This is a genomic window from uncultured Albimonas sp. (genome assembly GCF_963977235.1).
GTDB lineage: Bacteria > Pseudomonadota > Alphaproteobacteria > Rhodobacterales > Rhodobacteraceae > Albimonas.
This window is the reverse complement of sequence record NZ_CAXBOD010000017.1, coordinates 13,464-37,716: the sequence shown is the minus strand read 5'-3', so window position 1 is coordinate 37,716 and position 24,253 is coordinate 13,464. Positions and strand designations below refer to the sequence as shown.

20 protein-coding genes are annotated in these 24,253 nt (G+C 73.4%); 8 read left to right on the top strand and 12 right to left on the bottom strand.

Annotation, left to right across the window (positions count from 1 at the left end; all coding sequences use genetic code 11):
• The 6 genes from AAC134_RS10680 to AAC134_RS10655 all read left to right on the top strand — a co-directional run bounded on the left by AAC134_RS10680 (position 1) and on the right by AAC134_RS10655 (position 9,277).
• Positions 1-1,668, top strand: coding sequence for an ABC transporter ATP-binding protein (locus AAC134_RS10680; RefSeq protein ID WP_339949104.1), 1,668 nt, complete (start codon positions 1-3; stop codon positions 1,666-1,668).
• A gap of 17 nt (positions 1,669-1,685) precedes the next feature.
• Positions 1,686-3,089, top strand: coding sequence for an aminotransferase (locus tag AAC134_RS10675; protein WP_339949072.1), 1,404 nt, complete (start codon positions 1,686-1,688; stop codon positions 3,087-3,089).
• 24 nt (positions 3,090-3,113) lie between these two features.
• A complete protein-coding gene (locus tag AAC134_RS10670) occupies positions 3,114-4,235 on the top strand; it encodes an LLM class flavin-dependent oxidoreductase (protein WP_339949071.1) in 1,122 nt (373 codons plus the stop codon).
• On the top strand, positions 4,223-5,224 hold the full coding sequence (locus tag AAC134_RS10665; protein ID WP_339949070.1) for a LysR substrate-binding domain-containing protein: 1,002 nt from the start codon (positions 4,223-4,225) through the stop codon (positions 5,222-5,224). The genes AAC134_RS10670 and AAC134_RS10665 overlap by 13 nt, the downstream gene beginning before the upstream one ends.
• Positions 5,221-7,530, top strand: a complete 2,310-nt coding sequence (locus tag AAC134_RS10660; RefSeq protein ID WP_339949069.1) for a molybdopterin-dependent oxidoreductase — start codon at positions 5,221-5,223, stop codon at positions 7,528-7,530. The genes AAC134_RS10665 and AAC134_RS10660 overlap by 4 nt, the downstream gene beginning before the upstream one ends.
• 325 nt (positions 7,531-7,855) lie before the next feature.
• Positions 7,856-9,277: an amidase family protein gene (locus AAC134_RS10655; RefSeq protein ID WP_339949068.1), complete on the top strand. Its 1,422-nt coding sequence runs from the start codon at positions 7,856-7,858 to the stop codon at positions 9,275-9,277.
• 211 nt (positions 9,278-9,488) lie between these two features.
• Here the strand turns inward: AAC134_RS10655 and AAC134_RS10650 are convergent, their stop codons facing one another.
• The 6 genes from AAC134_RS10650 to AAC134_RS10625 all read right to left on the bottom strand — a co-directional run bounded on the left by AAC134_RS10650 (position 9,489) and on the right by AAC134_RS10625 (position 15,572).
• The gene (locus tag AAC134_RS10650) at positions 9,489-10,583 is read right to left on the bottom strand and encodes a ring-opening amidohydrolase (protein WP_339949067.1); all 1,095 of its coding nucleotides are present in this window, start codon (positions 10,581-10,583) and stop codon (positions 9,489-9,491) included.
• Positions 10,583-11,341 carry an ABC transporter permease gene (locus tag AAC134_RS10645; RefSeq protein WP_339949066.1) on the bottom strand — a complete coding sequence of 253 codons (759 nt, stop codon included), beginning with the start codon at positions 11,339-11,341 and terminating at the stop codon, positions 10,583-10,585. Before AAC134_RS10645 ends, AAC134_RS10650 begins: the two co-directional genes overlap by 1 nt.
• The gene (locus AAC134_RS10640) at positions 11,338-12,153 is read right to left on the bottom strand and encodes an ABC transporter ATP-binding protein (protein ID WP_339949065.1); all 816 of its coding nucleotides are present in this window, start codon (positions 12,151-12,153) and stop codon (positions 11,338-11,340) included. Before AAC134_RS10640 ends, AAC134_RS10645 begins: the two co-directional genes overlap by 4 nt.
• Positions 12,154-12,301: 148 nt before the next feature.
• Positions 12,302-13,720, bottom strand: coding sequence for a dihydroorotase family protein (locus AAC134_RS10635; RefSeq protein WP_339949064.1), 1,419 nt, complete (start codon positions 13,718-13,720; stop codon positions 12,302-12,304).
• Positions 13,721-13,728: 8 nt separating this feature from the next.
• Complete coding sequence (locus tag AAC134_RS10630) at positions 13,729-14,514, bottom strand: SDR family oxidoreductase (RefSeq protein ID WP_339949063.1); 786 nt, start codon at positions 14,512-14,514, stop codon at positions 13,729-13,731.
• Positions 14,515-14,522: 8 nt separating this feature from the next.
• The gene (locus tag AAC134_RS10625) at positions 14,523-15,572 is read right to left on the bottom strand and encodes an ABC transporter substrate-binding protein (protein ID WP_339949062.1); all 1,050 of its coding nucleotides are present in this window, start codon (positions 15,570-15,572) and stop codon (positions 14,523-14,525) included.
• A 142-nt stretch (positions 15,573-15,714) separates the two neighbouring features.
• Here AAC134_RS10625 and AAC134_RS10620 point away from each other — a divergent pair, with 142 nt between their 5' ends.
• The gene (locus tag AAC134_RS10620; RefSeq protein WP_339949061.1) at positions 15,715-16,623 is read left to right on the top strand and encodes a LysR family transcriptional regulator; all 909 of its coding nucleotides are present in this window, start codon (positions 15,715-15,717) and stop codon (positions 16,621-16,623) included.
• Positions 16,624-16,660: 37 nt separating this feature from the next.
• On the opposite strand, the gene AAC134_RS10615 is transcribed toward AAC134_RS10620, so the two are convergent.
• A complete protein-coding gene (locus AAC134_RS10615) occupies positions 16,661-17,287 on the bottom strand; it encodes a LysE family translocator (RefSeq protein WP_339949060.1) in 627 nt (208 codons plus the stop codon).
• Positions 17,288-17,613: 326 nt separating this feature from the next.
• Complete coding sequence (locus AAC134_RS10610) at positions 17,614-18,888, bottom strand: lytic murein transglycosylase (RefSeq protein WP_339949059.1); 1,275 nt, start codon at positions 18,886-18,888, stop codon at positions 17,614-17,616.
• Positions 18,889-19,063: 175 nt separating this feature from the next.
• Here AAC134_RS10610 and AAC134_RS10605 point away from each other — a divergent pair, with 175 nt between their 5' ends.
• Complete coding sequence (locus AAC134_RS10605) at positions 19,064-19,726, top strand: nitroreductase (RefSeq protein ID WP_339949058.1); 663 nt, start codon at positions 19,064-19,066, stop codon at positions 19,724-19,726.
• A 259-nt stretch (positions 19,727-19,985) separates the two neighbouring features.
• Here the strand turns inward: AAC134_RS10605 and AAC134_RS10600 are convergent, their stop codons facing one another.
• The 4 genes from AAC134_RS10600 to AAC134_RS10585 form a co-directional block, all read right to left on the bottom strand.
• Positions 19,986-21,179, bottom strand: a complete 1,194-nt coding sequence (locus tag AAC134_RS10600) for an aromatic amino acid transaminase (protein WP_339949057.1) — start codon at positions 21,177-21,179, stop codon at positions 19,986-19,988.
• A gap of 5 nt (positions 21,180-21,184) precedes the next feature.
• Entirely contained in the window at positions 21,185-22,015 is an 831-nt protein-coding gene (locus tag AAC134_RS10595; protein WP_339949056.1) for an NlpC/P60 family protein, read from the bottom strand.
• Positions 22,016-22,097: 82 nt separating this feature from the next.
• Positions 22,098-23,516 carry a leucyl aminopeptidase family protein gene (locus AAC134_RS10590; protein ID WP_339949055.1) on the bottom strand — a complete coding sequence of 473 codons (1,419 nt, stop codon included), beginning with the start codon at positions 23,514-23,516 and terminating at the stop codon, positions 22,098-22,100.
• A 360-nt stretch (positions 23,517-23,876) separates the two neighbouring features.
• Positions 23,877-24,128 carry an accessory factor UbiK family protein gene (locus tag AAC134_RS10585; protein ID WP_339949054.1) on the bottom strand — a complete coding sequence of 84 codons (252 nt, stop codon included), beginning with the start codon at positions 24,126-24,128 and terminating at the stop codon, positions 23,877-23,879.
• Positions 24,129-24,253: the final 125 nt, after the last annotated feature.

Genomic DNA, 24,253 nt, shown 5'->3' with positions numbered 1-24,253 from the left:
ATGTCCCCCGAAGTCCGGGCCGACGCCGCCCTGCGCCCGATCCTCGAGATCGAGGACCTGCGCGTCGCCTTCGCCGGCCGCGGCGGCGAGAGCGAGGCGGTCAAGGGCGTCTCCCTCTCGCTCGCCCCCGGCGAGGTGCTGGGGGTGGTGGGCGAGAGCGGCTCTGGCAAGACCGTGACCATGCTGGCGGCCGCGGGCCTGCTCGAGCGCAACGGCCGCATCGCCGGCGGGCGGGTGCGCATCGCGGGCCAGGACGTCACCCGCGCCTCGCGCGCGATGATGCGCCCGATCCGCGGGGCGGTGATCTCGATGATCTTCCAGAACCCGCGGGCGGCGCTGAACCCGATCCGGGCGGTGGGCGACCAGATCGCCGACGCGATCCTGGCCCATGAGCGCGTGAGCAGGGCCGAGGCCCGCGCCCGCGCCGTGGCGCTGTTGACAGCTGTCAACTTTCCCCGCCCGCAGGCCCAGGCCCGCGCCTATCCCCATGAGCTTTCGGGCGGCATGTGCCAGCGGGCGATGATCGCCGTGGCGCTGGCCTGCAACCCGCAGTTGCTGATCGCCGACGAGCCGACCACCGGCCTCGACCCCACCACCCAGAAATCGGTGATGGACCTGCTCGCCGGCCTGATCGCCGAGCGCGACATGGCCATGGTCCTGATCACCCACGACCTCGCCATGGCCGCCCAGTACTGCGGCCGCGTCGCGGTGATGGAGCAGGGCCTGCTGGTCGAGAGCGGGGGGCCGAGACGGATCTTCCTCGCCCCCCGGCATCCCTACACCCAGCGGCTGGTCGCGGCCTCGCCCACCCGCGGCGCCGGGATCGAGGACCTGACCCCGCCGGGCCTGCTGCCCGCCCTGCCCGCCGCGCCGCCCCCCGCGATCGGGCGCCCGCACCTGCTGGAGGTGGTCGGCCTGCACAAGGACTTCGGCGGCGGGTCGAAGGCGGTGGACGGGGTCTCGTTCACCCTCAACGCCGGGCAGAGCCTGGGGCTGGTGGGCGAAAGCGGCTCGGGCAAGTCCACGACCTCGCGGCTGGTCTGCCGGCTGCTGGACGCGGACGAGGGCGCCATCGTCTTCGACGGCCAGGACCTGGCGCTGACGGCGGAGAAGGACTTCCACCGCTCGCGCCGCCGCTCGGACATCCAGCTGGTGTTCCAGGACCCGACCGACAGCCTCAACCCGCGCTTCACCGCGCGCGAGTGCATCGCCGATCCGCTGCGCCGCCTGGGGCGCCTGCGCGGCCGGGCGCTGGAGGCCAAGGTCCGCGAGACGGCGGACCTCGTCAGCTTCCCCCAGGCGCTGCTCGACCGTCTGCCCCACCAGCTCTCGGGCGGGCAGAAGGCGCGCGTGGGGATCGGGCGGGCGGTCTGCCTGCGGCCGAAACTGATGGTGCTGGACGAGCCGACGGCCGCGCTCGACGTTTCGGTGCAGGCGGTGGTGCTGCACCTTCTCGAACGCCTGCGGCGGGAGCTGGGCATGGCCTATCTCTTCGTCAGCCACGACCTGAACGTGGTGCGCATGATGTGCGCCGACACGCTGGTGATGAAGTCCGGCCGCATCGTCGAGGCGGCCCCCACCGAGAAGCTCTTCACCGCGCCCGAGCATCCCTACACCCGTTCGCTGCTGGCGGCCGTCCCCTCGCTGGACGCGCTGCCGGCCGACTGACGCCGCCGGAGGCCCCCATGCTGCCCAACTCGAACCGCGCCCGCGACCTCGCGGCCATCGTCCACCAGCAGACCGAGATCGCCGGCCTGCGCGAGACCGGCGCCACGCTGATGACCGGGGGCGAGGGCGTCTATGTCTTCGACGAGGACGGCAGGCGCTATCTGGAGGGGATGGCCGGCATGTGGTCGGCCTCGCTCGGCTTCTCCGAGACGCGTCTGGCCGAGGCGGCCTACGCCCAGATGCAGGCGCTGCCCTACTACCACACCTTCCATTCGCGCGGGCATCTGGCCGCGGTGGATCTCGCCGAGATGCTGCTCGCCATGGCGCCCGAGGGGCGGCCGGGCAATCCGCTCTCGAAGGTGCTGTTCCACTGCTCGGGGTCGGAGTGCAACGACACCGCGATCAAGCTGGTGTGGTACGTGAACAACCTGCGCGGCCGGCCGGAGAAGAAGAAGATCATCGGCCGGCAGATGGGCTACCACGGCTGCACCATCGCCGCGGCCTCGCTGACCGGGATGCCGGGGATGCATCGCGAGTTCGACCTGCCGATCTCTGACCGGTTCCTGCACACCTCCTTCCCCCACTGGTATCGCTTCCACGAGGAGGGCGAGAGCGAGGAGGAGTTCGCGACCCGCATGGCCCAGGATCTCGAGGACCTGATCCTCGCCGAGGGGCCCGAGACGGTGGCCGCCTTCTTCGCCGAACCCGTGCAGGGCGGCGGCGGCGCGCTGACCCCGCCGCGGACGTATTTCGAGAAGATCCAAGGGGTTCTGCGCAAGTACGACGTGATGTTCATCGCCGACGAGGTGATCTGCGGCTTCGGACGCACGGGGAACCCGTGGGGCAGCGACACCTACGCGATCCGGCCCGACATGGTCAGCTGCGGCAAGGCGCTGTCGGCGAGCTACCAGCCGATCTCGGCGCTGCTGATCTCCGAGGAGATCCACCAGGCGCTGCTGGAGCAGTCGGCGCGGCTTGGCAACTTCTCGATGGGCTTCACCTTCGCGGCCCACCCGGTGGCCTGCGCGGTGGCCAAACGCACGCTGGAGATCTACGCCGAGGACCGGGTGTTCGAGCACGCCGCCGAGGTCTCGCCCGACTTCCTTGGCGCGCTCGCGGGCCTGAGCGATCACCCGCTGGTCGGCGACGTGCGCGGCGTGGGGCTGATCGCGGGGGTCGAGCTGATGGCCGACCGGACGCGCCGCACGCAATTCGCCCCGGAGGCGAAGGTGGGGACCCGCGCGCAGGAGCTGGCGATGGAGGGCGGCCTGCTGGTGCGCGCCTCGGGCGACCGGATCTGCTTCACGCCCCCCCTGATCATCGACCGCCCCCAGATCGAGGAGATGGCGGGCCTGTTCCGCAAGACCCTCGACGGATTGCTGGATGAGCTGACGGCCGAGGGGCTGGCCCCCGCGGCCTGACCCCCGGCGCCGGGAGGGCCGCGGATGCGACGCGCGAAGCTGGGGCTGTTCAACCTGATGGGGCTGCGGGACCGCAACTCGGCCCCCGTGGCGGTGCTGCGCACGACCGTGGACACGGTCAAGATGGCCGAGGACTTCGGCTTCGACATCGCCTGGTTCGCCGAGCACCACTTCACCAATCACTCGATCTGCCCCAACGCGCTGCTGATGGTCGCCCATCTCGCCGGGCAGACCGCCCGCATCCGGCTGGGGCCCGCGGTGCTGGCCCTGCCCTTCCACGACCCGCTGCGCCTGGTGCAGGAGGTGGCGCTGGCCGAGCTTCTGACCTCCGGCCGGCTGGTTCTGGGGCTGGGGGCGGGCTACCAGCCCTATGAGTTCGACCGCTTCGGCCTCGACCCCGCCAGCAAGCACGCGCGAATGCGCGAGATCTGGGACATCCTCGAACAGGGGCTGACGACGGGGCGGGTCGAACACTCCGGCGCGCATTACGCGGTCAAGCCGACCGAGCTTTCCATGCGCCCCTTCGGCGTCGCCCCGCCGGAGATCTTCGTCGCCTCGCGCGAGCCCGAGATCGTGCGCCGGGCCGCGCGCGGCGGGCACACCCCCTTCATCGGCTTCGGGCACCGGGGGCTCGAGACCGCGCGCGCCGCCCGCGCGGGGCTCGAGGCGCTGTGGGTCGAGGGCGGGGGCGATCCCGCGGAGATGCCGCTGGCGGTGCAGCGCTTCGTCTACGTGACCGAGGACCGGGCGCAGGCGGAGCTCGCGGCCGCCTGCGTGCGCGACTTCGCGCGCGCCTATGTCACGCTGGGGGGCGCGGCTCTGGACAAGGACGGGGCGTTCGTGCGTCTCATGCCTCTGAACGACGAACCGCCGCTGGACGACTTCCTGGAGAAAGCCGTGATCGGCCCCGCCGACCATTGCGCCGAGATGCTGGCGACCGAGCTCGCCGCCCTCCGCCCGAGCCACCTGTGCTGCATGATGGGCCTGGCCGGGATCGGCCGGCAGGAGACGCTCGCCTCGCTGGAGCGCTTCGGGACCGAGGTGCTGCCCCAGCTCGCGCCCCTGGTCGACGCCGGCGAGGACGCCCCTGCTCCCTCCGTCCGCGCCGCGGGCCCCGCGCCCGCGCTCGCCCCGTGGCGGTCCTGACCGGCGACCCCTCCGGCGAGGACGGCGGCCCCGGGCGGGGCGCGCCGAGCGCCCGCCTGCCGCCGCTCAACCTGTTCCGGGTGTTCGAGGCCGCGGCCCGCCACGCCAGCTTCCGGCTGGCGGCCGAGGAGCTGTGCGTGACCCCCTCGGCCGTCTCCCAGCAGATCCGCCACCTGGAGGAGTTCCTCGAAATCCGCCTGTTCCGCCGCCTGACCCGGCGCGTGGAGCTGACCCGCGAGGGCGCGGAGCTGGCCGGCCAGGTGCGCGAGGCGCTGTTTATTCTCACCTCCGCCTGCGCCCAGGTCTCGGACCCCGACAAGCCGGCGGTGGTGACGATCTCGGCCACGCCCGCCATCGCCATGCGCTGGCTGACCCCGCGGCTGCGCGCCTTCATGGAGCGGGAGGAGCGGGTGAAGATCACCCTGCTCGCCTCCGACGAGCCGGTGGATTTCGCCCGCCAGGACGTCGACGTCGCGATCCGCTGGGGCCACGACTTCCCCGGCATGCGGGCCGAGCAGCTGGGCTCGGAACCTCACTATCTGGTCTGCGCGCCGGAGCTTCTGGAGGGGCGCGAGGCGATCCCGCGCGAGCGGCTCGCGGCGCTGCCCTTCCTGCATGTGCGCCAGTTCATCCCGATGACCTACTGGCTGGAAAGCGCGGGCCTGCCGACCGACGGGCTCGGGCCGCGCCAGCTCTACAACGACGCCGCCCTGATGCTCGAGGCGGTGGCCCATGGCCAGGGCCTGTGCCTGGCCTCGCATTTCCTGGTCGAGCGGGAGATCCGCTCCGGCCGCCTCGCCCGCGCCCACCCCACCGCGATCCGGGTGGACGAGGGCTACCACGTGCTGTCCTCGCCGGAGCTGGGCGACAAGCCCGGCATCCGCACCGTGCGCGAGTGGCTGCTGGCCGAGGCCGGCGAGTCCATCTCGCGCCACGACCGTCCTCACCCCGGCGCGCCCCCCGCCCTTCCCGATGGAGCCGAACAATGACCGTCCGCCAGAGCTTCCGTTCCGCCTTCCACACCGGCGCCTTCACCGCGCATGTGGAGGACGGAAAGCTCGTCTCGGTGACCCCGTTCGAGCATGACCCCCACCCCGACGAGTCGATCCACGCCTGGCCGGAGATGGTCCACGCCGGCTCCCGCGTGATGCGCCCCTCGGTCCGCCGCGGCTGGCTGAAGCGCAGGGAGAGCGGCGGCCGCCTGGTCGGCGAAGGCCTGCGGGGCGAGGACGTGTTCCACGAGGTCCCCTGGGACGAGGCCCTGGACATGGTCGCCGCAGAGCTCGAGCGCGTGCGCTCGAGCTACGGGAACCAGGCGCTGTTCGGCGGCTCCTACGGCTGGGCCTCGGGGGGGCGGCTGCACAACGCGCAGAACCTCACGCGCCGCTTCATGTGGTCGATCGGAGGCTGCACGACGCAGGTGACCAACTACTCCTACGGGGCGGGCATGACGCTGCTGCCCCATGTGCTGGGCTCGAACGAGGCGATCTGGGGCGCGGCGACGGACTGGCGCTCGATCGCGGCCAACTGCGACCGGCTGGTGACCTTCGGGGGGCTGTGCCGCAAGAACTGGAAGGTGCAGTCGGGCGGCTTTGGCGCGCACGGGTTCGAGAACGTGGTGCGCATCCTCGGCCAGGCGAAGACGAAGGTGATCAACGTCTCGCCGCTGCGCTCGGACGTGGCGCCGATCGAGGCGGACTGGCTGCCGGTGCGCCCCAACTCCGACTGCGCGCTGATCTTGGCGCTGATCTGGGTTGTGCAGGACAAGGGCGCCGAGGACCGGGCGTTCCTCGACAAGTACACCGTCGGCGCCGACCGGGTGCTGGGCTACGTGCGCGGCGAGGTCGACGGCGAGGCGAAGACCCCCGCCTGGGCTTCGGAGAAGACCGGCATCCCCGCCGCCGAGATCCAGGCGATGGGCGAGGATCTGATCGGCAAGCGGGTGATGCTGACCGCCACCTGGTCCCTGCAGCGTCAGGACCATGGCGAGCAGCCGTTCTGGGCGCTGGTGGCGCTGGCCTGCGTTCTGGGTCAGGTCGGCCTGCCGGGGGGCGGCGTGTTCTTCGGCTACGGCTCCACCGGCGGCTTCGGGCAGCCCAAGGTCGCCACGCCGCTGTTCGGGATGCCGGTGCCGCGGCGCGACGACAGCCTCGGGATCCCCGTGGCCCGCGTCGCCGACTGTCTGCTGACACCCGGCGGGAGCTTCGAGTACGACGGGCAGGAGATGACCTTCCCCGACATCCGCCTCGTCTACTGGGCGGGCGGCAACCCGTTCCACCACCACCAGGACCTCAACCGCCTGCGCCAGGCCTTCCAGCGCCCCGAGACGGTGATCGTGCATGAGCCCTGGTGGACCGGCACCGCGCGCCACGCCGACATCGTGCTGCCCGCCACCACTCCGCTCGAGCGGGACGACTACGCCGGATCCTCCCGCGATCCCTGGATCCTGTCGGTCGCCAAGGCGGTCACCGTGGGCGAGGCCCGCGACGACTTCGCCATCTACTCCGAGCTTGCCGACCGGCTCGGCGGCGGCGAGGCGTTCCACCAGAACCTCGACGTCGACGGCTGGCTGCGGAAGCTGTGGGGCCAGACCGCGGCGGCGCTGGCCGCGCGGGGCGTGAACACGCCCGACTGGGACACCTTCCGCGAGCACGGCTATTTCAAGGTGCCCGAGCCGGCGGACGTCTTCGACCTCTACGCCGACTACCGCCACAACCCGCGGGCCAACAAGCTGGGCACCCCCTCGGGGAAGATCGAGCTGTTCTCCGAAACCATCGCCGGCTTCGGCTACGACGACTGCCCCGGCCACCCGGTGTGGATCGAGCCGAAGGAGTGGCTGGGCGCGGCGGGCGACTATCCGCTGCACCTGCTGTCGAACCAGCCGGCGGACAAGCTGCACAGCCAGCTCGACGGCTCCTCGGTCAGCCGCAAGGCCAAGATCCACGACCGGGCGGAGCTGCTGATGAGCCCCGCCGACGCCGCGGCGCGGGGGCTGGAGGACGGTTCGGTGGTCCGCGTGTTCAACGCCCGCGGGGCGTGCCTGGCGGGCTTGCGCGTCTCCGACGAGATCATGGCCGGCGTGGTGCGGCTGCCCACCGGCGCGATGTTCGACCCGGGCCCCGACGGGCTGGAGCGGCACGGCAACCCCAACGTGCTGACCCGCGACGAGGGCACCTCGCGCCTCGGCCAGGGCTGCTCGGCCCAGTCCTGTCTGGTCCAGGTCGAGCCATTCGAAGGCCCCGTGCCCCGCGTCGAGGTCTTCGACCCGCCCGTCTTCATCGCCCGCGAGCGCTGAGCGCGGCCTGCGTCGCGACCGGCCCCGGGCCTGACCCGAGGCCTCGGCCCCCAGGCGGTTCGCCGGCCGGCGAGCCGCCCCCGATCCGCCGCCCTGCGCCCGCTCGCGTCCGCTCTCGCCGCGCCCGCAACCGGCGCCCCTTGTCCCAGGCGCCTGCGCCCGCCACGCGCCGCGGGCGGAACCGCGGCGCCGGCGCCACGCCAGACGCGGCGCCCCCGTCCCGGCCCGGCGCCGGTTCGCCGGCCCGGCGCAGGCCCCGAGCCGAGCCCGGGGCGCCGCCCATCCCGGCGTCCGCGCGCCTCTCCCTCGTTCCGGAATCCCGCCCATGTCCGACGACCTGATCCGCCTGACCGCCAGCGATGCCGTCTCCCTCCTTTCCCGGCGGGAAATCACGCCCCTCGAGCTGATCGACGCGGCCGAGCGGCGGACCGAGGCCGTGGACGGCGCGGTCAACGCCCTGCCGATCCGCTTCTTCGAGGCCGCCCGCGAGAAGGCCGCCGCCCTGCCCGAGGCCCCCGCCGCCTCGCGCGCCTGGCTCGGCGGGCTGCCGATCGTGGTCAAGGACCTCTCCAACGTCGCGGGCCAGCGCACCACCATGGGCGGCTCGGGCCTGTTTGCGGACAACGTCGCCGCCGCCTCCAGCCATGACGTGGCGCGGCTGGAGGGGAACGGCGCGCTGGCGGTGGCCAAGGCGACCTCGCCGGAGTTCGGGTTCAACGCGACCACCTGCTCGGAGCTGTTCGGGTACACCCGCAATCCCTGGAACACCGCGCGCTCGACGGCCGGGTCCTCGGGCGGCTCGGCGGCGGCGCTGGCGACGGGGATGGCGTGGCTGGCGACGGGCTCGGATCTGGGCGCCTCGATCCGGGCGCCGGCGGGATTCTGCGGGGTGGTCGGGCTGCGCCCCAGTCCCGGCCTTGTCCCGCGCGGACCGGGGTCGAGCCCGTTCAACACCCTTTCCGTCGCCGGTCCGATGGCGCGCACGGTGGGCGACGTGGCGCTGATGCTGGACGCGATGGTCGGGCACGCGCCCGCCGACCCGCTGTCCTTCCCGCCCCCGCCGGACCTGTTCCGCGAGGGGCTGGAGCGGGACCTGCCCCCCTTGCGCGCGGGCCTCTCGGTCGACCTCGGCATCACCCGCTGCCACTCCGAGATCGCGGCCTCCGTGCGCGCGGCCGGCGCGGTGTTCGAGGGCATGGGCGCGCAGGTCGCCGAGGATCACCCGGACTTCGCCGGCATCGTCGACGCGTTCTACGAGGTCCGCGGCTTCGGCCACGTGGTCGGCATGGGCCCGCTGGTGGACCGCGCGCGCGACCGCCTGACGCCCGAGATCACCTGGTCGGTCGACACCGCCCGCGCGCTGACGCCCGAGACCATCGCGCGGGGCGAGCGCACCCGCGCCGCCGTCCACGCCCGCGTCGCCGCCTGGTTCGCGACCCGCGACCTGCTGCTGATCCCCACCGCGGTGGTCCCGCCCTTCCCGGTCGAGTGGACCACGGTCGAGTCCTGCGAGGGCCACGCCTTCGAGCGCTACATCGACTGGATCGCGATCACCTTCGCGATCTCGATGGTCGGGCTGCCGGCGATCTCGGTCCCCTGCGGCTTCACCTCAGAGGGACTGCCCATCGGCCTGCAGATCATCGGCCCGCCCCGTGGAGAGCACGCCGTCCTGCGCGCCGCCGCCGCCTTCGAGCGGGCCCTGGCGCTGGGCCCGATCACCCCCCTCGACCCGCGCGCGGGCCTCTGAGGCGCAGGCGCCGCACGCGGTCGCGCGCCCGGGCCCGGCGTCGCGCTGCGCGGCGCGGCCGCCGGGGGCGCCGGGGACGCGCGTCTTCCGCCGGCGCCGTCGCGGGCCGTGTTCCGAGGGGCGCCCAGACGCCCGCCACCGGCGCGACGCAGCCAAGCCCGCCCGCAGGGCGCCTGTAGACCGTTTGTGGAAAGACGCGGGCCGGCGGCGCTCAGTCGTCCCGCCAGATCACCGCGCAGGGGCCCCCGCCGTCGGGGCCCTGGTGCTCGGCGCCGCCGGAGACGAACAGCTCGGTCGTCCCGGTCAGTCCCGCCAGCATCCCGCCCACGAAGCCGCGCGCGTGGCGGGTGGAAGCGATGTCGGAATCGTCCAGCATCGTGTGGCGCGCGCCGCGGATGGCGCCGGAGGCGGAGGCCTCGGCCTTGGCCAGCAGGGCGACGAAGCGGGCGCCGCCCTCGGCCGTCAGCTGGGCGCGGAAGCCGGGATCGAAGGCCGAGAGCAGCCCCGCGGCCGCGGGCGCGTCGATCGCGTCCGCCATCACCGCATGGGCGATGCGCAGCGGGCCGCTCCAGGCGGGGGAGAGGCCCAGCGCCGCGACCTCGCAATCCTCCAGTTCCACCCCGGCCGAGCAGCTGGCCCTCCCGCTCCACAAGCCCCAGTCCCCGCAGATTGCGGCGTCGGTGACGGCCCCGGGCGCGACCTCGCCCAGCGCCAGCGCGACCCCCAGCGCCGAGGCGCCGCGGGAGAGGCCCATGCTCCTGATCGTCGAGGTCGTGGCCACCGCCGCGGGACCGCCGGCGCGGGCCGCCCGCTCGGCCGTCAGCAGGGGGCACTTCACCTGCACGTAGTGGACATCGGCGGGGTCCTCGATCCCCGCCTCGGCCATTGCGGCGAGGGCCGCCTCGCGCACCGCGTCGGCCTGCGCGGCCCGGCCGATCTCGCCCGGCGCCAGCGCCCGGGTGCGCGCCACCCCGATGGCGAGCGCGGGCGGGCCGGCGGGGGCCTCGCTCTCGATCTCCTCGAAGACCAGCCAGTGGGGGGAGAGGCCGCCCTCGGTCCCCCCCGACATCACCATCGAGATCGTCTCCAGCCGTCCCGGCGGCAGCAGCGGCGCCAGCGCCGCCTTCAGGCTGGCCACCGCATAGCCGCGGGTGAAGTCGTTCACGCAGCCGTTGCCCTCGGTCTTGCCGAGGATGGCGCGGATCGCGCTCGGCGCGATCTCGCCCCGCCCCACGGCCGCCAGGATTGCCGAGACGTCGTCGGGTCCCGACATCGGCAGGCGGCGAACCCGGGTCTCGCGGCCCATCACAGCTCCTTCCGCATCGCCCAGCCGGCCACCCGCCGCTCGATCAGCGAGAAGATCGCATAAAGCGTCACCCCCATCACCGAGAGCACAAGCAGACCCGCGAAGACCATCGGCACGTTGAACATTGAGGAGGCGATCATCATCATGTTCCCGATCCCCTTGTTGGAGGCCACCGTCTCGGCGATGACCGAGCCCACGAAGCTGAGCGTGATCGCCACCTTCAGCGAGGCGAAGAAATAGGGCATCGAGCGCGGCAGCCCCACGTTCCACAGGATGTCGCGGCGCGAGGCCTTCATCGCCTTCATCACGTCCTCGAGCTCGGGCTCGACGGTGGCGATGCCGGTCGCCACGTTCACCACGATCGGGAAGATGCAGATGATCATCGCGGTGAGGATCGCGGGCGCCGTGCCCGCGCCGAACCAGAGGACGAAGATCGGCACCACCGCGACCTTGGGGATGGACGAGATCCCCACCAGCAGCGGATAGGCGGTGTCGAAGGCCAGTTTCGAGGAGCCGATCAGCACCCCCAGCGCCAGCCCGATCACCACCCCGCCCGCAAAGCCCACAAGCGTGGTGTAGAGGGTCTGCCAGGCGTGGGGCCAGATTGCGGGGGCGTATTCGACGAAGGTCGCGACCACCTGCGTGGGCCGCGGCAGCACCAGGTCGGAGATGCCGAAGACCAGGCAGACCAGCTCCCAGAACACGAACACCGCCACGATCAGCCCGGCGGAGGCGAATTTCCTCTGCATCGGCGTCATTGCGCGGCCTCCTTCAGGCTGGCGGCGGCGGGGGGATGCACGATCAGCTCGCGCAGCTGCTCGACGATCGAGACGAACTCGGGCCGGAAGGTCTGGGCGATCTCGCGCGGGCGCGGCGTGTCGACCGTGCGGTCCTCGATGATCCGGCCCGGGCGGGCGGACATCACGCAGATGCGGTTGGCGAGGAACGCCGCCTCGCGCAGGTCGTGAGTGACCAGAAGGACCGTCGAGCCGCGGGCCATCCACAGGTCCTGGAGGGTCGACCACAGCTCCTCGCGGGTGAACTGGTCGAGCGCGCCGAAGGGCTCGTCCAGCAGCAGCAGGTCGGGGTCGTGGACCAGCGCGCGGCAGAGGTTGGCGCGCTGCTGCATGCCCCCCGAGAGCTGCCAGGGGTGCTTGTCGGCGAAGTCCAGCAGCCCGACCTGGGCCAGCAGCGCGTCGACCCGGTCGCGATACTCGCCCCGGCGCCTGGCGCGGTAGTGGGCGCGGAACGGCGGCACGATCTTGAGGGGCAGCATGACGTTGTCGCGGATCGTCAGCCACGGCAGCAGGCTGGCGGACTGGAAGGCCATGCCCACGCGCACCGGCTCGGCCCCCAGCTCGCGGCCTGCGAAGAGGATGTGGCCGGAGGTGGGGGCCAGCAGCTCGGACACCAGCTTGAGGATCGTGGACTTGCCGCAGCCCGAGGGGCCGACCAGCGCGATGAAGTCGCCCTTGGGCGCCTCGAGCGAGGTCGGCTGCAGGGCCAGCGTCTGTTCCTCGCCCACGTCGTAGGCGAAGGAGACGTTCTCGAATTTCACCTGCGCGGTCATTCGGCGCTCCCTTCGGGTCGGGCGGGGGCCCCGGGCTCGACCCGGGGCCTCCTGCGGCGGGCGGGCGAGAGGCCCCGGGTCAGGCCCGGGGCGCCGCGGAGGGCGGTCGTGGCGCAGGGCCGGGGGGGCGAGGCGCCGTCGGCCCGGGTCATCGGGCGCCTCCGGTGAGTTTGGCCAGCGACAGCGCCACGTTGCGCGGCGCAGGCGCGGGCATGCGCTGGATGTCGGTGACCTGCCGGCCGTGGCCCTGCATGCCGGGGACCAGCTTGCGGTCGCGCTGGACGAAGGCGCCGCGGACGAGGGTGTGGACGGGGGCGCCGACGGTCTCGACGCCCTCGAACGGCGTGATGCGGGAGCGGGAGTGGAGGTTTTCGGCCCGGATCGTCTCGCGCCGGGCGAGGTCGACGCAGGCGATGTCGGCATGGGCGCCGGGGGCGATGCGGCCCTTCGCCGGCCACAGACCGAAGCTGCGCGCGGGGGCCCCGGCGGACATGCGCACGTAGTCCATGATCGAGACGTCGCCCGCCGCCACTCGGGTCAGCATCAGCGGCATCTGGGTCTCGACGCCCGGGAAGCCGCAGTCGACGTCCCAGATGTTCGGCCGCAGTTTTTCCTCCGGCGTGTGGGGGGCGTGGTCGGTGGCGATCATGTCCACCACTCCGGATTTCAGCGCGGCGAGGATGCCCTCGGCGTCCTTCTTCTCCCGCACCGGCGGGTTCACCCGGATCACGCCGCCGCAGCGGGCGTAGTCCGACGAGTCGAGGAACAGGTAGCAGGGGCAGGTCTCGCCGGTGACGTCGACGCCGCGGGCCTTGGCCTCGGTGAGCGGGCGAAGCTCGCCCGCCGAGGAGATGTGCAGGATATGGATGCGGGCGCCGGTCCACTCGGCGAGGATCGCGGCGCGGGCGACGGCCTCGATGGCGACGACCTCGGGGCGGGCGAGGATGTGGTCGAGCGGCGCGGTCCGACCGGCGGCCTTCAGGGCGGCCTCGCGGCGGGCCATGATCGAGGCGGTCTCGGCGTGCAGCGAGACGCGCAGGCCGGTCAGCGCCGCCTTCTCGAAGCACTCCAGCATCGCCCCGGTGGAGGGACTGGGGAGATTCCCAAACGTGTTGCCCATGTAGAGCTTGAAGGCGTTGGCGCCGGCGTCGGCCAGCGCCTGGACGCGGTCCAGCGTCTCCTCGCCCAGCAGGGCGTAGAGGCCGAAGTCGACGCAGCTCTTGGCGCCCGCGATGGCGGCCTTGTCGGCCAGCGCCTCGGGCGTGGCTGTGGGGGGGACGGTGTTGGGCATCTCGAAGACGGTCGTGACGCCCCCCATGGCGGCGGCGGCGCCGCCGCTCTCCCAGTCCTCCTTGTGGGTGTAGCCGGGGTCGCGGAAGTGGACGTGAACGTCGATGGCGCCCGGCAGGAGGTGGAGGCCGCTCACGTCCACCCTCTCGGCGGCCGGGGGCATCGCTTCGGGCGCGCCGACGGCGAGGATCTCGCCGTCCTTGATGGCGACGTCGGCGCGGTCGACGGCGGTCTCGGAGACGACGAGGCCTCCGCTCAGGATCAGGTCTGCGGTCATCGGGTCTCTCACAGGGCGGCCCAGCCGCCGTCGACCGCGAGGTCCGCGCCGGTGATCTGGCGCGCCCGGTCGGAGGCGAGGAACAGGACGGCGTCGGCCACGTCTCGGTCGGTCGAGATCCGGCGCAGGGCGTAGTCGGAGGCGTGCAGCGCCAGCGCCTCGTCCTCGGTAATGCCGTGCCGGGCGGCGACGTCGGGCACGACCTTGTCGCGAAAGCGGGGGCCGTCGACCATGCCGGGCGCGACCGTGTTCACCGCGATGCCATGGGGCCCGAGCTCCAGCGCGAAGGACTTGGTGATCCCGCGCAGCCCCCACTTGGACGAGGAATAGGCCAGCCGCATCGCCCGGCCGCGCATCCCGAACGTGCCGCCCACGTTGACGATCCGGCCAGCGCCACGGGCGATCATCCCCGGCGCCACGGCGTGGATCATGTTGAACGGCCCGCGCATGTTGAGGTGCACGATCTCGTCGAACTCGGAGGCTGTGGTCTCGACCCCCGTCTTGCCGATGGGGCCCGAGCCGCCGGCCACGTTGACCAGCACGTCGAAGGCGCCGCCCAGCGCGGTCTCGGCCTCGGCCACCGCGGCCTCGACCCGGGCGGCGTCGGTGACGTCGCAGGGCAGGATCTCGGCGCGGACCCCTTTTGTGCGGGCGGCGTCGGCGATGGGCGCCACGGCGGCGACGTCGCGGGCGAAGAGGGCGAGGTCCGCCCCCTCCTCCGCGAAGGCCAGCGTGATCGCGGCGCCCATGCCCTTGGCGGGGCCGGTGATCGCGACCCGGAGGCCTCTCAGCATCAGGTCCATCAGAGCAGCTTGGTGATGCGCTCGGACATCGGCGGCAGGAAGGCGTCGGTGTAGATCTCCGACACCTCCGGCGTGCGCGGCAGGCCGTTCGCCTCGACCACGATGTCGATGGCCTTGGCGAAGCGCTCGGGGTCGACGGCGCCGAGGCCGTATTCGGCGAGCTCAGGGTGGTTCATCTCGTCCTGCAGGGTGGCGATCAGGCGCTCCTTCTCGATCGCCTTGTTGATCAGGGGCTCGCGCTCGGCCACCGAGTCCACGGCCGCGTCCATGTCGGCGAGCGTGTCGGCCACGCCCCTGTTGATCGCCTCGACCATGCCCGAGACGAGTTCGGGCTGCTCCTGCGTCATCGCCTTGGGCACGATCAGGCCGTTGGAATAGAGGTCCATGCCGTAGTCGCCGTAGTTGATGAAGCGGATGTCCGTGTCGGGATCCATGCCCGAGAGCTTGGCCGAGAAGCGGATCGTGTTGACGTAGCCGAAGACCCCGTCGACCTGCCCGCCCTTGAGCATCTGCTCGCGCAGGTTGGGCTGGAAGTTGGTGATCTCGATGCCCGAGTCATCCAGCCCCGCGATCTTCACGAAGGCCGGCCACAGCTTCAGCGCGCCGTCGTTGGCCGATCCGCCCAGCTTCTTGCCCTCGAGATCCTTGGCCGTCTCGATGCCGCTGTCGGCCATCACGCCCACGGTGAAGGGGGGCTTGTTGTACATCTGGTAGACGCAGATCGGGGCCTCGTCGGGCTTCTGCGCGGCGAGCTGGATCAGCGCGTTCACGTCGCCGAAGCCCACGTCGTAGGAGCCCGAGGCGACCGCGCCCACCGCGGCGCCCGAGCCGTTGCCCTGGTCGATGATCATCTCGATGCCCGCGTCGGCGAAGTAGCCGCGATCCTGGGCGAGGAAGAACCAGGACTGCGGGCCCTGGTAGCGCCAGTTGAGCACCATGCGCACCGGCGTCTGGGCGCGGACGAGGGCGGGCGAGAACAGCGAGGCGGCCGCGGCGGCGCCGCCAAGGGCGGCCGTGCGGCGCAGGAGGGACCGGCGGGTGAGGCTCATCGGGGTCTCCGTCTGTCGGAAGGGCTGCGAGGCGGACCGGCGGGCTCCGGTCTTCTGGGGCGCAGTCTGCCCTTGCACAGCGTTGCCGTCTTGTGCTGCTTGTGCGGGAGGACGTTGCCGAAAACGCGACACGAGGGGCGCGATGAAGCACCTGACCACCTTCCGCCTGATCGACGCGGTGGCGCGCCTGGGCTCGATCCGGCGGGCGGGGGAGGCGATGGCGATCACCGCCTCGGCCGTGCAGCGCCGCCTGACCGCCTTCGAGGAGGAGCTGGGCGAGCCGATCTTCGAACGCCTCCCCCACGGGGTGCGCCTGAACGCGGCCGGAGAGCTGGCGATCCACCACATCCGCCAGCAGCTGGCCGAGACGGACCGGCTGCGCTCGCGCCTCGCGGATCTGACGGGGGTGCGGCGGGGGCATGTCTCGGTGGCCTGTTCGCAGGCGCTGACGCCCTATTTCCTGCCCGAGGAGATCGGCCGCTACTGCGCCGCCTTCCCGGCGGTGAGCTTCGAGGTGATGGTGCAGGAGCATGGCGCGGCCGCCGCGGCGCTGGAGGCCTACCTGGTGGATCTCGCGCTGGTTTTCGACGCCGCGGGCCCGCCGCCGTTCGAGATCCTGATCGCGGTCCCCCAGCCGATCCGCGCGATCATGGCCGCCGACCACCCGCTCGCCGCCCGCGGGGAGCTGCGCCTGCGCGAGTGCCTGGAGTACCCGCTGGCCCTGCCCACCCGCGCCTTCGGCGGCCGCCTGCTGATCGAGCGGTCGCTGGCCGCCAGGGGCTTTGCCGCGACGCCGGAGCTGGAGAGCAACAGTTTCGAATACCTCAAGGCCCACGTCGCCCGCAGCCGCACCGTCGCCTTCCAGATCGACGTGGGCGCCCCGCGCGAGGGCGAGCGCGAGGGCGTGGTCAGCCTGGCCGTCGCCGCCCGCGACGTGCAGGCCGGCGCGCTGTATTTCGGGCAGCTGAAGGGGCGCAGCCTGTCGGTCGCCGCCGCCCGCTTCGCCGACCAGGTGACCCGCAGCCTCGAGGACCGCTTCGGGGCGGGGTGAGGTCGCCCGCGGCGGGGCCGCGCCGGGCCGAGGGGCCTCAGGCCCGCTGGCTCAGCGCGGTCAGGGCGCCGGCGCCGATCAGCCCGCCGCCGCCGATGCGGCCCATCCAGGTCATCACGCCCGGACGCGCCACGCGGGCCCGCATCTCGCCGGCCGCGAGGCCCCAGAGCACGGCGTTCGCAGCCCCGATCACGGTGAAGGTGGCCACCAGGATCGCGGCCTGCTGGGCATAGCCGCGGGCGGGGTCGATGAACTGCGGGGCGAAGGCCACGAAGAACACCAGGCCCTTGGGGTTGAGCAGCGTCACCAGGAAAGCCTGGCGGAACATGCGCCCGCGCGAGGCGGCGCGGCGGGCGAGCGCGCGCCCGGCCTCGGCCTCGCGCGCTCCGCGCCACATCTTCACGCCCAGCCAGACGAGATAGGCCGCGCCGGCCCATTTCACGCCCGTGTAGAGCATCGCCGAGGCCGCCAGCACCGCTCCCATGCCGGCCAGCGAGACCGAGGTCGCGATCAGGTCGCCCAGCGTCACCCCCGCCGCCGCGGCGGGGACCGAGCGGCGCCCCTCGCCCAGCGCGAAGCCCACCACCAGCAGCACCGTCGGACCGGGGATCGCCACCAGCACCGCGCTCGCCGCCGCAAAGGCCAGCCACATCCCGAGATCCATCGCGCGTCCTCCTGCTCTGTCGGGGCCAGCAAAGACACGGGCGCAGGCTGTCCGCAAGCGGCTTGGGCCGCAAGTCGAGGGCGATCCCCGGGCGGGACCGGGGCCCTTGCGGCAGGCGCGTTCGGGGGGAGGGCGCGGGCCATGCCGGGGTGAAGATCGGGATCCGCGCGGGCACGGGCGTGAGGATGGGCGCGGGCGGCAGGCATCTCCGCCGCGTCGCTCCGGTTTCGAGCCTCGCGCAGGAGGCCCCGGGTCGAGCCCGGGGCGCGCCCCGGTCGCCGGTCGCGCGCCCGATTCCGGGGGCGCGCGACGCCTCGCGGGGCCGCTCAGCCGCCGGAGCGCAGGGCCTCGAGGAGGGCCGCGTTCTCGTAGCCGTCGGGCGTCATCCCGCGGGAGCGCTGGAAGGCGCGGATCGCGTCGCGGCTGTCGGGGCCGATGATGCCGTCGACGCCCTTGGTGTCGTAGCCCATCGCGGTCAGACGCTCCTGCATCTCGATCTTCTGGCTGCGGGAGAGGGGCTTGTCTCCGCGGGGCCAGGGCGCCTGCACGCCCGGCCCGCCGGTGATCCGGTCGCCCAGCAGGCCGACGGCCAGCGCATAGGAGGTCGAGTTGTTGTAGCGCTTGATCACCTTGAAGTTCTTCCAGGTGATGAAGGCCGGGCCCCTGGCGCCGGCCGGCGCCTCGATCACCGCCTCGCCGTGGTCGGGCAGCGCGCCGCCGCCGTAGGGGGCCACGCCCATCGCCGCCCAGGCCGACGTGGCGCGCGAGGAGCCGGTCGTGGCGTAGTCGAAGCCCGAGGGCAGGCGCACCTCCATCCCCCAGGGCTGGCCCATCACCCAGCCGAACCGGGCGAGGTAGTTGGCGGTCGAGGCGAGCGCGTCCTCGGCGTCCTCGCTCCACAGGTCGCGGCGGCCGTCGCCGCCATGGTCGACGGCATAGGCCTCGAAGCTGGTGGGGATGAACTGGGTGTGGCCCATCGCGCCGGCCCAGGAGCCGACCATACGCTGGGGCGTGATGTCCCCCGCCTGCAGGATGCGCAGGGCGGAGATCAGCTGCTCCTCGGCGAAGTCGCGGCGGCGGCCCTCGTAGGCGAGCGTGGCCAGCGACTCGACCACCGGGATCGAGCCGTAGTTGGCGCCGAACGCGCTCTCGAGCCCCCAGATCGCCAGCACGTACTCGCGGTCGACCGAATAGCGGCTCTCGATCCCGTCGAGCATTGCGCGCTTCTCGGCCAGCTTCTGGCGGCCGGTGGCCACGCGGGTGTCGGAGACGGCGCTGTCGAGATATTCCCAGATCGGGCGCGAGAACTCGGGCTGGTAGGCGTCGAGCTCCAGCACCTTCGCGTTCACGCTCACGCCCCGGAAGGCGTTGTCGAAGACGTCGCCGCGGATGCCCTGGGCCAGCGCCTTGCTGCGGAAGCCGCGCTTCCAGCTTTCGAAATCGGCCGGCTGGGCGGCCGGCGCCGGGGCGCTCGCCTGCGCCGCGGGGCGCGAGGGCGGAGAGCTCTCCACGCTGCGCGGCCCTTCGGCCGAGGCGCAGCCGCCGACTGCGGCCGCAAGAATGGCGCCCGTGAGGATTCGCGGGGTTCGGGTTCGGGACATCGTGCCTCCGCCTGCGCGCGCGTGTTCGCCCTCCGCCTGCCGGGGGGACCGCGCGTCTGCTCGAGTTTGGGCGCAGGGTATCTTGAGCCCGGGGCCGAAAAAAGGCGAGTGTGCCCCCAAGCGCGCGACCGCCCAGCGGAATCGGGGTGGCGCGCAGCGATTGGAGGAGACGCACATGAAAGTCAGCGAAGCGGTGGACCGCCGGATCTCGGCGCGGGCCTTCCTGAAGGACCCGGTCCCGCGCGAGGTGATCGAGCGGGTGCTGCTGCGCGCCGCGCGCGCGCCCTCCGGCGGCAACCTTCAGCCCTGGCTCATCACGGTGGTGCAGGACGAGAAGCTGGAGGAGCTGCTGGCCGAGGTGGCCGTGAAGCTCGAGGCCACCGGCGGCGAGACCATGGAGTACGAGGTCTACCCCCCCAACCTGCACGAGCCCTACCGCTCGCGCCGCTTCGGCGTCGGCGAGGCGATGTACGAGCTGCTGGACATCGAGCGCGCTGACAAGGCCGGCCGGCTGCGCTGGTTTGCCAACAACTACCGCATGTTCGGCGCGCCGGCGGGGCTGTTCGTGCATGTCGACCGCAAGATGGGCGCCCCGCAGTGGTCGGACCTGGGCATGTACCTGCAGACAGTGATGCTGCTGTTCCAGGAGGAAGGCTACGACACCTGCGCGCAGGAGGCCTGGGGGCGGTTCTACTCGACCGTCGACGCGTTCGTGGGCGCGGATCCCCAGACGATGCTGTTCTGCGGCATGGCGATCGGCAAGATCGACGCGCAGCACCCGGTGAACAAGCTCCGCTCGGCGCGCGCGCCCGCCGAGGAATGGCTGCGCTTCATGTGATCGGATCGGGGCGGGGGGCGAGGACGGCGCGCCCCCCGGCCCGCCGCTGTGGGCTCAGGCTGCGCCGGAGCGCGTCCGGGGGCGCGCTTCGCCCCGGGTCGCCGGCGCTCCTGCCGAGGCCCCCCTCCCGACCCCGCCACGGGAAACGGCGCGCCCGGGCGCCTCTCCTGCAACGCGCCGCGGGCGGGAGGCCGCCAACCGGCGCGAGGCCCGACGCGGCGCCTCCCCGATCAGCCGGCCGGCGCGCCGGCGACGTCGATCAGCCGGCCGGCGCGCCGGCGACGTCGAGCAGCGCGGCGGCCACGCGGTCCGCATCCTCGACCCGCATGCCGGCCACGTTCACCCGCCCGCCGGCCACCGCATAGATGCCGTGGACCGAGCGCAGCCGTTCGACCTGGGCGCGGTCGAGGCCCAGCAGCGAGAAGATCCCCCGCTGCTCGGCCACGAACCCCCAGCCCTGCCCGCCCGGCAGCGCCGCCAGCGCCTCGGCCAGCGCCCTTCGGTTGCCGTTGATCCGATCGCGCATCGCGGCGAGCTCGGCCCGCCAGTCGGCGGCCAGCGCCGCGTCCTCGAGCACCGCGCGCACCAGCGCGCCGCCGTGGTCGGGGGGCATCGAGTAGACCATGCGCGTCACCGCCTCGAGCCCGTCCTGCGCCGCGCGCCTGCGCGCGGGGTCGGCGGCGTGGGCGTAGACCGCCCCCGCCCGCTCCCGGTAGAGGCCGAAGTTCTTCGAGCAGGACGCGCCCATCAGCGCCTCGGGGACCATGGAGATCACGGTGCGCATGCCCGCGCAGTCCCGTTCCCAGTCGTCGCCAAACCCCGCATAGGCCATGTCGAAGACCGGCAGCCAGCCGCGCCGCGCGGCGATGGCGCCGATCTCGGCCCATTGCGCGGGCGTCGGATCGACGCCGGTGGGGTTGTGGCAGCAGCCGTGCAGCAGCACCGCGTCGCCGGGGCCGAGCGCCTCCAGCGCCTCGGCCATCGCTGCGAAGTCCAGCGCCCGGCCGGCGCGGTCGAGCCAGGGGTATTCGCCAAGCGCCAGCCCTGCGCCGGCGAACAGGTTGGGGTGGTTCGGCCAGGTCGGCGCGGGCAGCCAGATCCTGGTCCCGGGCGCCGCGCGCCGGATCAGCATCGCCAGGATCCACAGCGCGCCCGAGCCGCCGGCCGCCTGGACCATGGCGCTTTCGGAGGCGAGCGGGGCGCCCAGAAGCTCCTCGCCCAGCAGGCGGCAGAACTCGAGGTCGCCGGGCAGGCCGACGTAGGTCTTGGTGGTCTGGGCGGCGACCAGGCGTTCTTCGGCCGCCTGCACGGCGCGGAACACCGGGGTGGCCCCGGTCTCGTCGCGGTAGACGCCGACCCCGAGGTCGATCTTGTCGGGCCGCGGATCCTCGCGGTAGCGGGCCATCAGGGCCAGGATGGCGTCGGGCTCGGCCTTGGGCAGGGTCTCGAACATCGCTCTCAGTCCAGCCGCCGGAAGCCGGTGGGAGGGCCCGCGTCGCCCGCCCCGATCCGGGAGACGGCCTGGGCGAGCGGCTCCACCGCGCAGGCCATGTGGTGGGCGTTGGCATGCAGAAGCCTCTCGGAGTCAAGCATGACGCCGACGTGGCCCTTCCAGAACACCAGGTCGCCGCGGGCGAGGCGCTGCGGCTCGACCGGCTGGCCGAGGCCCGCCTGCATGTCGGAATCGCGCGGGCAGTCGAACCCCGCCGCCCAGCGCGCCGCCTGCACCAGGCCAGAGCAGTCGATCCCGGCGCCCGAGCCGCCGCCCCACAGGTAGGGGGTCCCCACGAAGCTCTCGGCCGCCGCAACCCAGTCCGCTGCGGGGGTCTCGATCGGGGCGACGTGGACGGCCGGAACCCAGCCCTCGGCGCAGGCCAGGAACTCGCCCTCGATCCGCCCGCGCAGGCGGGCGTTCAGCGACAGCGCCGCGAGGGGCCGGGTCTTGATGTCCGCCGCGGGATAGAGGGTCGAGCGGACGGAAGCGATCCGGTGGGTCGGCGCGGCGCCCGCCGGGGCCAGCGCCTCGGCCGGCACATAGCCCACGTAGCCGTCGCGCGCGGCCTGACCCCAGGCGAGGCCCCCGGCGGTCTCGTAGACGTCGAAGGCCGCGCCCATCAGCAGCTCGGCTGCGTAGCCCTTCGCGCCGGGACGCGAGAACAGCGGCGCCGTGGCCCTCGACACCTGCATCGGCGTGGGGGCGGCGAAGCGGGCGGCCTCGACCTGGCCGCGCAGGGACAGGGCGGCGAGGTCGGGGCGGGCGGGGGTCAGCCGGGGATCGTGGGCGGCCATGGGCCTCTCGCAGTCGGTCGGGGTCTGGCCCCGCGGCGTGGGGTGAGGGGCGCCCCGCGGGGGCCGCCCCGGGGGGGCGGCGTCAGGCCGGGTGGCGGTCGCAGAGCACGGCGAAGGCGGCGCGGGTTCCCATCGCCTCGCCGCCCTTGGGCCGGCCGGGGCGGGTTGTCTGGTTCCAGCCGTAGATGTCGAAATGGGCGAAGGCGCCCGCATTCTCGACAAAGCGGCGCAGGAACAGGGCCGCGGTGATCGCGCCGGCCATGCCGCCCGAGGGCGCGTTGTCGAGATCGGCGATCCCCGGCTCGATCTTCTCCTCGTAGCCGGGCCAGAACGGCAGCCGCCACAGCGGGTCCTTTACCCGGGTGGCGGCATCGGTCAGCTCCATGGCCATTATCTGGTCGTCGGTGAAGAAGGGCGGCAGCTCCGGGCCCAGCGCCACGCGGGCGGCGCCGGTCAGCGTGGCCCAGCAGAGCAGGACCTCGGGGCTCTCCTCGTCGGCCAGCGCCAGGGCGTCGGCCAGGACCAGGCGGCCCTCGGCGTCGGTGTTGTTGATCTCGACCGTCAGGCCCTTGCGCGAGGCGAGAATGTCGCCCGGGCGGAACGAGGCCGAGGCGACCGCGTTCTCGGCCGAGGGCACGAGGATCCGCAGCCGGACCGGCAGGCCCTGCGCCATGATCATCCGCGCCAGCCCCAGGACGTTGGCCGCCCCCCCCATGTCCTTCTTCATCAGCCCCATCGAGGCGCCGGGCTTCAGGTTCAGCCCGCCGGTGTCGAAGGCGATGCCCTTGCCGACCAGGGTGATCTTCGGCGCGTCGGGCTCGCCCCAGATCAGGTCGATCATCCGCGGCTCGCGGCCCGGCGCGGCGGCGCGGCCGACGGCATGGACGAGCGGGAAGTTCGCCGCCAGCAGGTCCTCGCCGACGGTCGAGGCGACCTCGGCCCCGAACTCGGCCGCGAGCGCCCGGGCGGCGGCCTCGATCTCGGCGGGGCCCATGTCGTTGGCGGGCGTGTCGATCAGCCAGCGGGTGAGCGCCACGCCGTCGGCGATGGCGTGCAGCCGCTCGGCGTCCAGCGCGCCGGGCACGGCGAGGCGCACGTCCCTGGGCTCGGCGCCCTTGCGATAGCGGTCGAAGCGGGTGCGCGAGAGCAGCCAGCCCAGCGCCGCCTCGGCCTGGTGCTCCTCGGGCGCGTCGAGCGCCCAGGTGCCCTCGGGCAGCGCCTCGGCCGCCTTGCCCAGATCGAAACGCGAGCGGGCGCGCGCCGCCGCGTCGCCGTGGCCGAACAGGGCCAGCGCCGGGGCGCCGTCCCGGCCCGGAACCAGGCACAGCTGGCCCAGCCGCGCGCGAAAACCCGAGGCCTCGACCCAGGCGCGCTGCGCAGGCTCGAGCGCGCCGAGCGCCGGCTCCAGCCCGTCGGGCTCGACCAGGCGCAGGGGGCGGGCGTCGGGGGCCTCGCCGAGGACGAGGCGGTCGGCGCGCGGAAGGGGGGCGGGGTCGGTCATCGGGTTCCTCTCGTTCGGCCGGCGCAGCCTAGCGGGCCGGCGGGCGGGCGCAAGGCGCGGGATACGGGGCCGACCCGGGAGGGGGCCGACGCGCGATCCGGGAGGCGGAGCGATCGGTCCGCGCCGGGCGCCGCTCGGCGGATCTTCCGGCCCGCGCGGTCCCCGCGCCGGTCCCGCCGGGATGCCCCGCGTCTCGCCCGACGGAGCGGCGACCGGGGGCGCCGGGGCGGGCGAGGCGTGTGCCGGACGCGGACCCGCAGGCGCATCCCCGGGCGGGATGGTCAGGGCCGCCGCCGGCGCTCGGCGAAAGACCCCGGCGAGGGCGCGCCGGGGTCTTCTTGCAGGCGTCTCAGTGGGAGGTCACTCGGCCGCGGACCTGGCCTCGAGCGCGTCGAGGCGGGCCTTGAGGGTCTCGTTCTCCTCGCGGGCCTTCACGGCCATCTCGCGCACGGCCTCGAATTCCTCGCGGGTGACGAAGTTGTTCTCGGCCATCCAGCGCTCGATGAAGCCGCGGAAGGCGGTTTCGGCTTCGGTGCGCGCGCCCTGGGCCACGCCGGCGGCCGAGGTCATCAGGCGGCTGAGGTCGTCGAAAAACGGGCTGCGGGTCTGCATGGCGGTCTCCTTCGGGTTCACGGGAAACATGGGGCCGCCGGATCCGATTCGCCACCCGCCGCGCCGCCGCGGGGCCGCGCCGCCGCCCCCCAGCGCCCGCCGCGCGTTGACCGGCGCGGCGCGGC

Bases quoted from the DNA above. Each gene is read 5' to 3' on its own strand.
- AAC134_RS10610 (WP_339949059.1), bottom strand. From the start codon at position 18,888: ATGTCCCGAACCCGAACCCCGCGAATCCTCACGGGCGCCATTCTTGCG.
- AAC134_RS10635 (WP_339949064.1), bottom strand. From the start codon at position 13,720: ATGACCGCAGACCTGATCCTGAGCGGAGGCCTCGTCGTCTCCGAGACC.
- AAC134_RS10640 (WP_339949065.1), bottom strand. From the start codon at position 12,153: ATGACCGCGCAGGTGAAATTCGAGAACGTCTCCTTCGCCTACGACGTG.
- AAC134_RS10670 (WP_339949071.1), top strand. From the start codon at position 3,114: ATGCGACGCGCGAAGCTGGGGCTGTTCAACCTGATGGGGCTGCGGGAC.
- AAC134_RS10675 (WP_339949072.1), top strand. From the start codon at position 1,686: ATGCTGCCCAACTCGAACCGCGCCCGCGACCTCGCGGCCATCGTCCAC.
- AAC134_RS10630 (WP_339949063.1), bottom strand. From the start codon at position 14,514: ATGCTGAGAGGCCTCCGGGTCGCGATCACCGGCCCCGCCAAGGGCATG.
- AAC134_RS10650 (WP_339949067.1), bottom strand. From the start codon at position 10,583: ATGGGCCGCGAGACCCGGGTTCGCCGCCTGCCGATGTCGGGACCCGAC.
- AAC134_RS10680 (WP_339949104.1), top strand. From the start codon at position 1: ATGTCCCCCGAAGTCCGGGCCGACGCCGCCCTGCGCCCGATCCTCGAG.
- AAC134_RS10605 (WP_339949058.1), top strand. From the start codon at position 19,064: ATGAAAGTCAGCGAAGCGGTGGACCGCCGGATCTCGGCGCGGGCCTTC.
- AAC134_RS10595 (WP_339949056.1), bottom strand. From the start codon at position 22,015: ATGGCCGCCCACGATCCCCGGCTGACCCCCGCCCGCCCCGACCTCGCC.
- AAC134_RS10655 (WP_339949068.1), top strand. From the start codon at position 7,856: ATGTCCGACGACCTGATCCGCCTGACCGCCAGCGATGCCGTCTCCCTC.
- AAC134_RS10620 (WP_339949061.1), top strand. From the start codon at position 15,715: ATGAAGCACCTGACCACCTTCCGCCTGATCGACGCGGTGGCGCGCCTG.
- AAC134_RS10600 (WP_339949057.1), bottom strand. From the start codon at position 21,179: ATGTTCGAGACCCTGCCCAAGGCCGAGCCCGACGCCATCCTGGCCCTG.
- AAC134_RS10590 (WP_339949055.1), bottom strand. From the start codon at position 23,516: ATGACCGACCCCGCCCCCCTTCCGCGCGCCGACCGCCTCGTCCTCGGC.
- AAC134_RS10645 (WP_339949066.1), bottom strand. From the start codon at position 11,341: ATGACGCCGATGCAGAGGAAATTCGCCTCCGCCGGGCTGATCGTGGCG.
- AAC134_RS10625 (WP_339949062.1), bottom strand. From the start codon at position 15,572: ATGAGCCTCACCCGCCGGTCCCTCCTGCGCCGCACGGCCGCCCTTGGC.
- AAC134_RS10615 (WP_339949060.1), bottom strand. From the start codon at position 17,287: ATGGATCTCGGGATGTGGCTGGCCTTTGCGGCGGCGAGCGCGGTGCTG.
- AAC134_RS10660 (WP_339949069.1), top strand. From the start codon at position 5,221: ATGACCGTCCGCCAGAGCTTCCGTTCCGCCTTCCACACCGGCGCCTTC.
- AAC134_RS10585 (WP_339949054.1), bottom strand. From the start codon at position 24,128: ATGCAGACCCGCAGCCCGTTTTTCGACGACCTCAGCCGCCTGATGACC.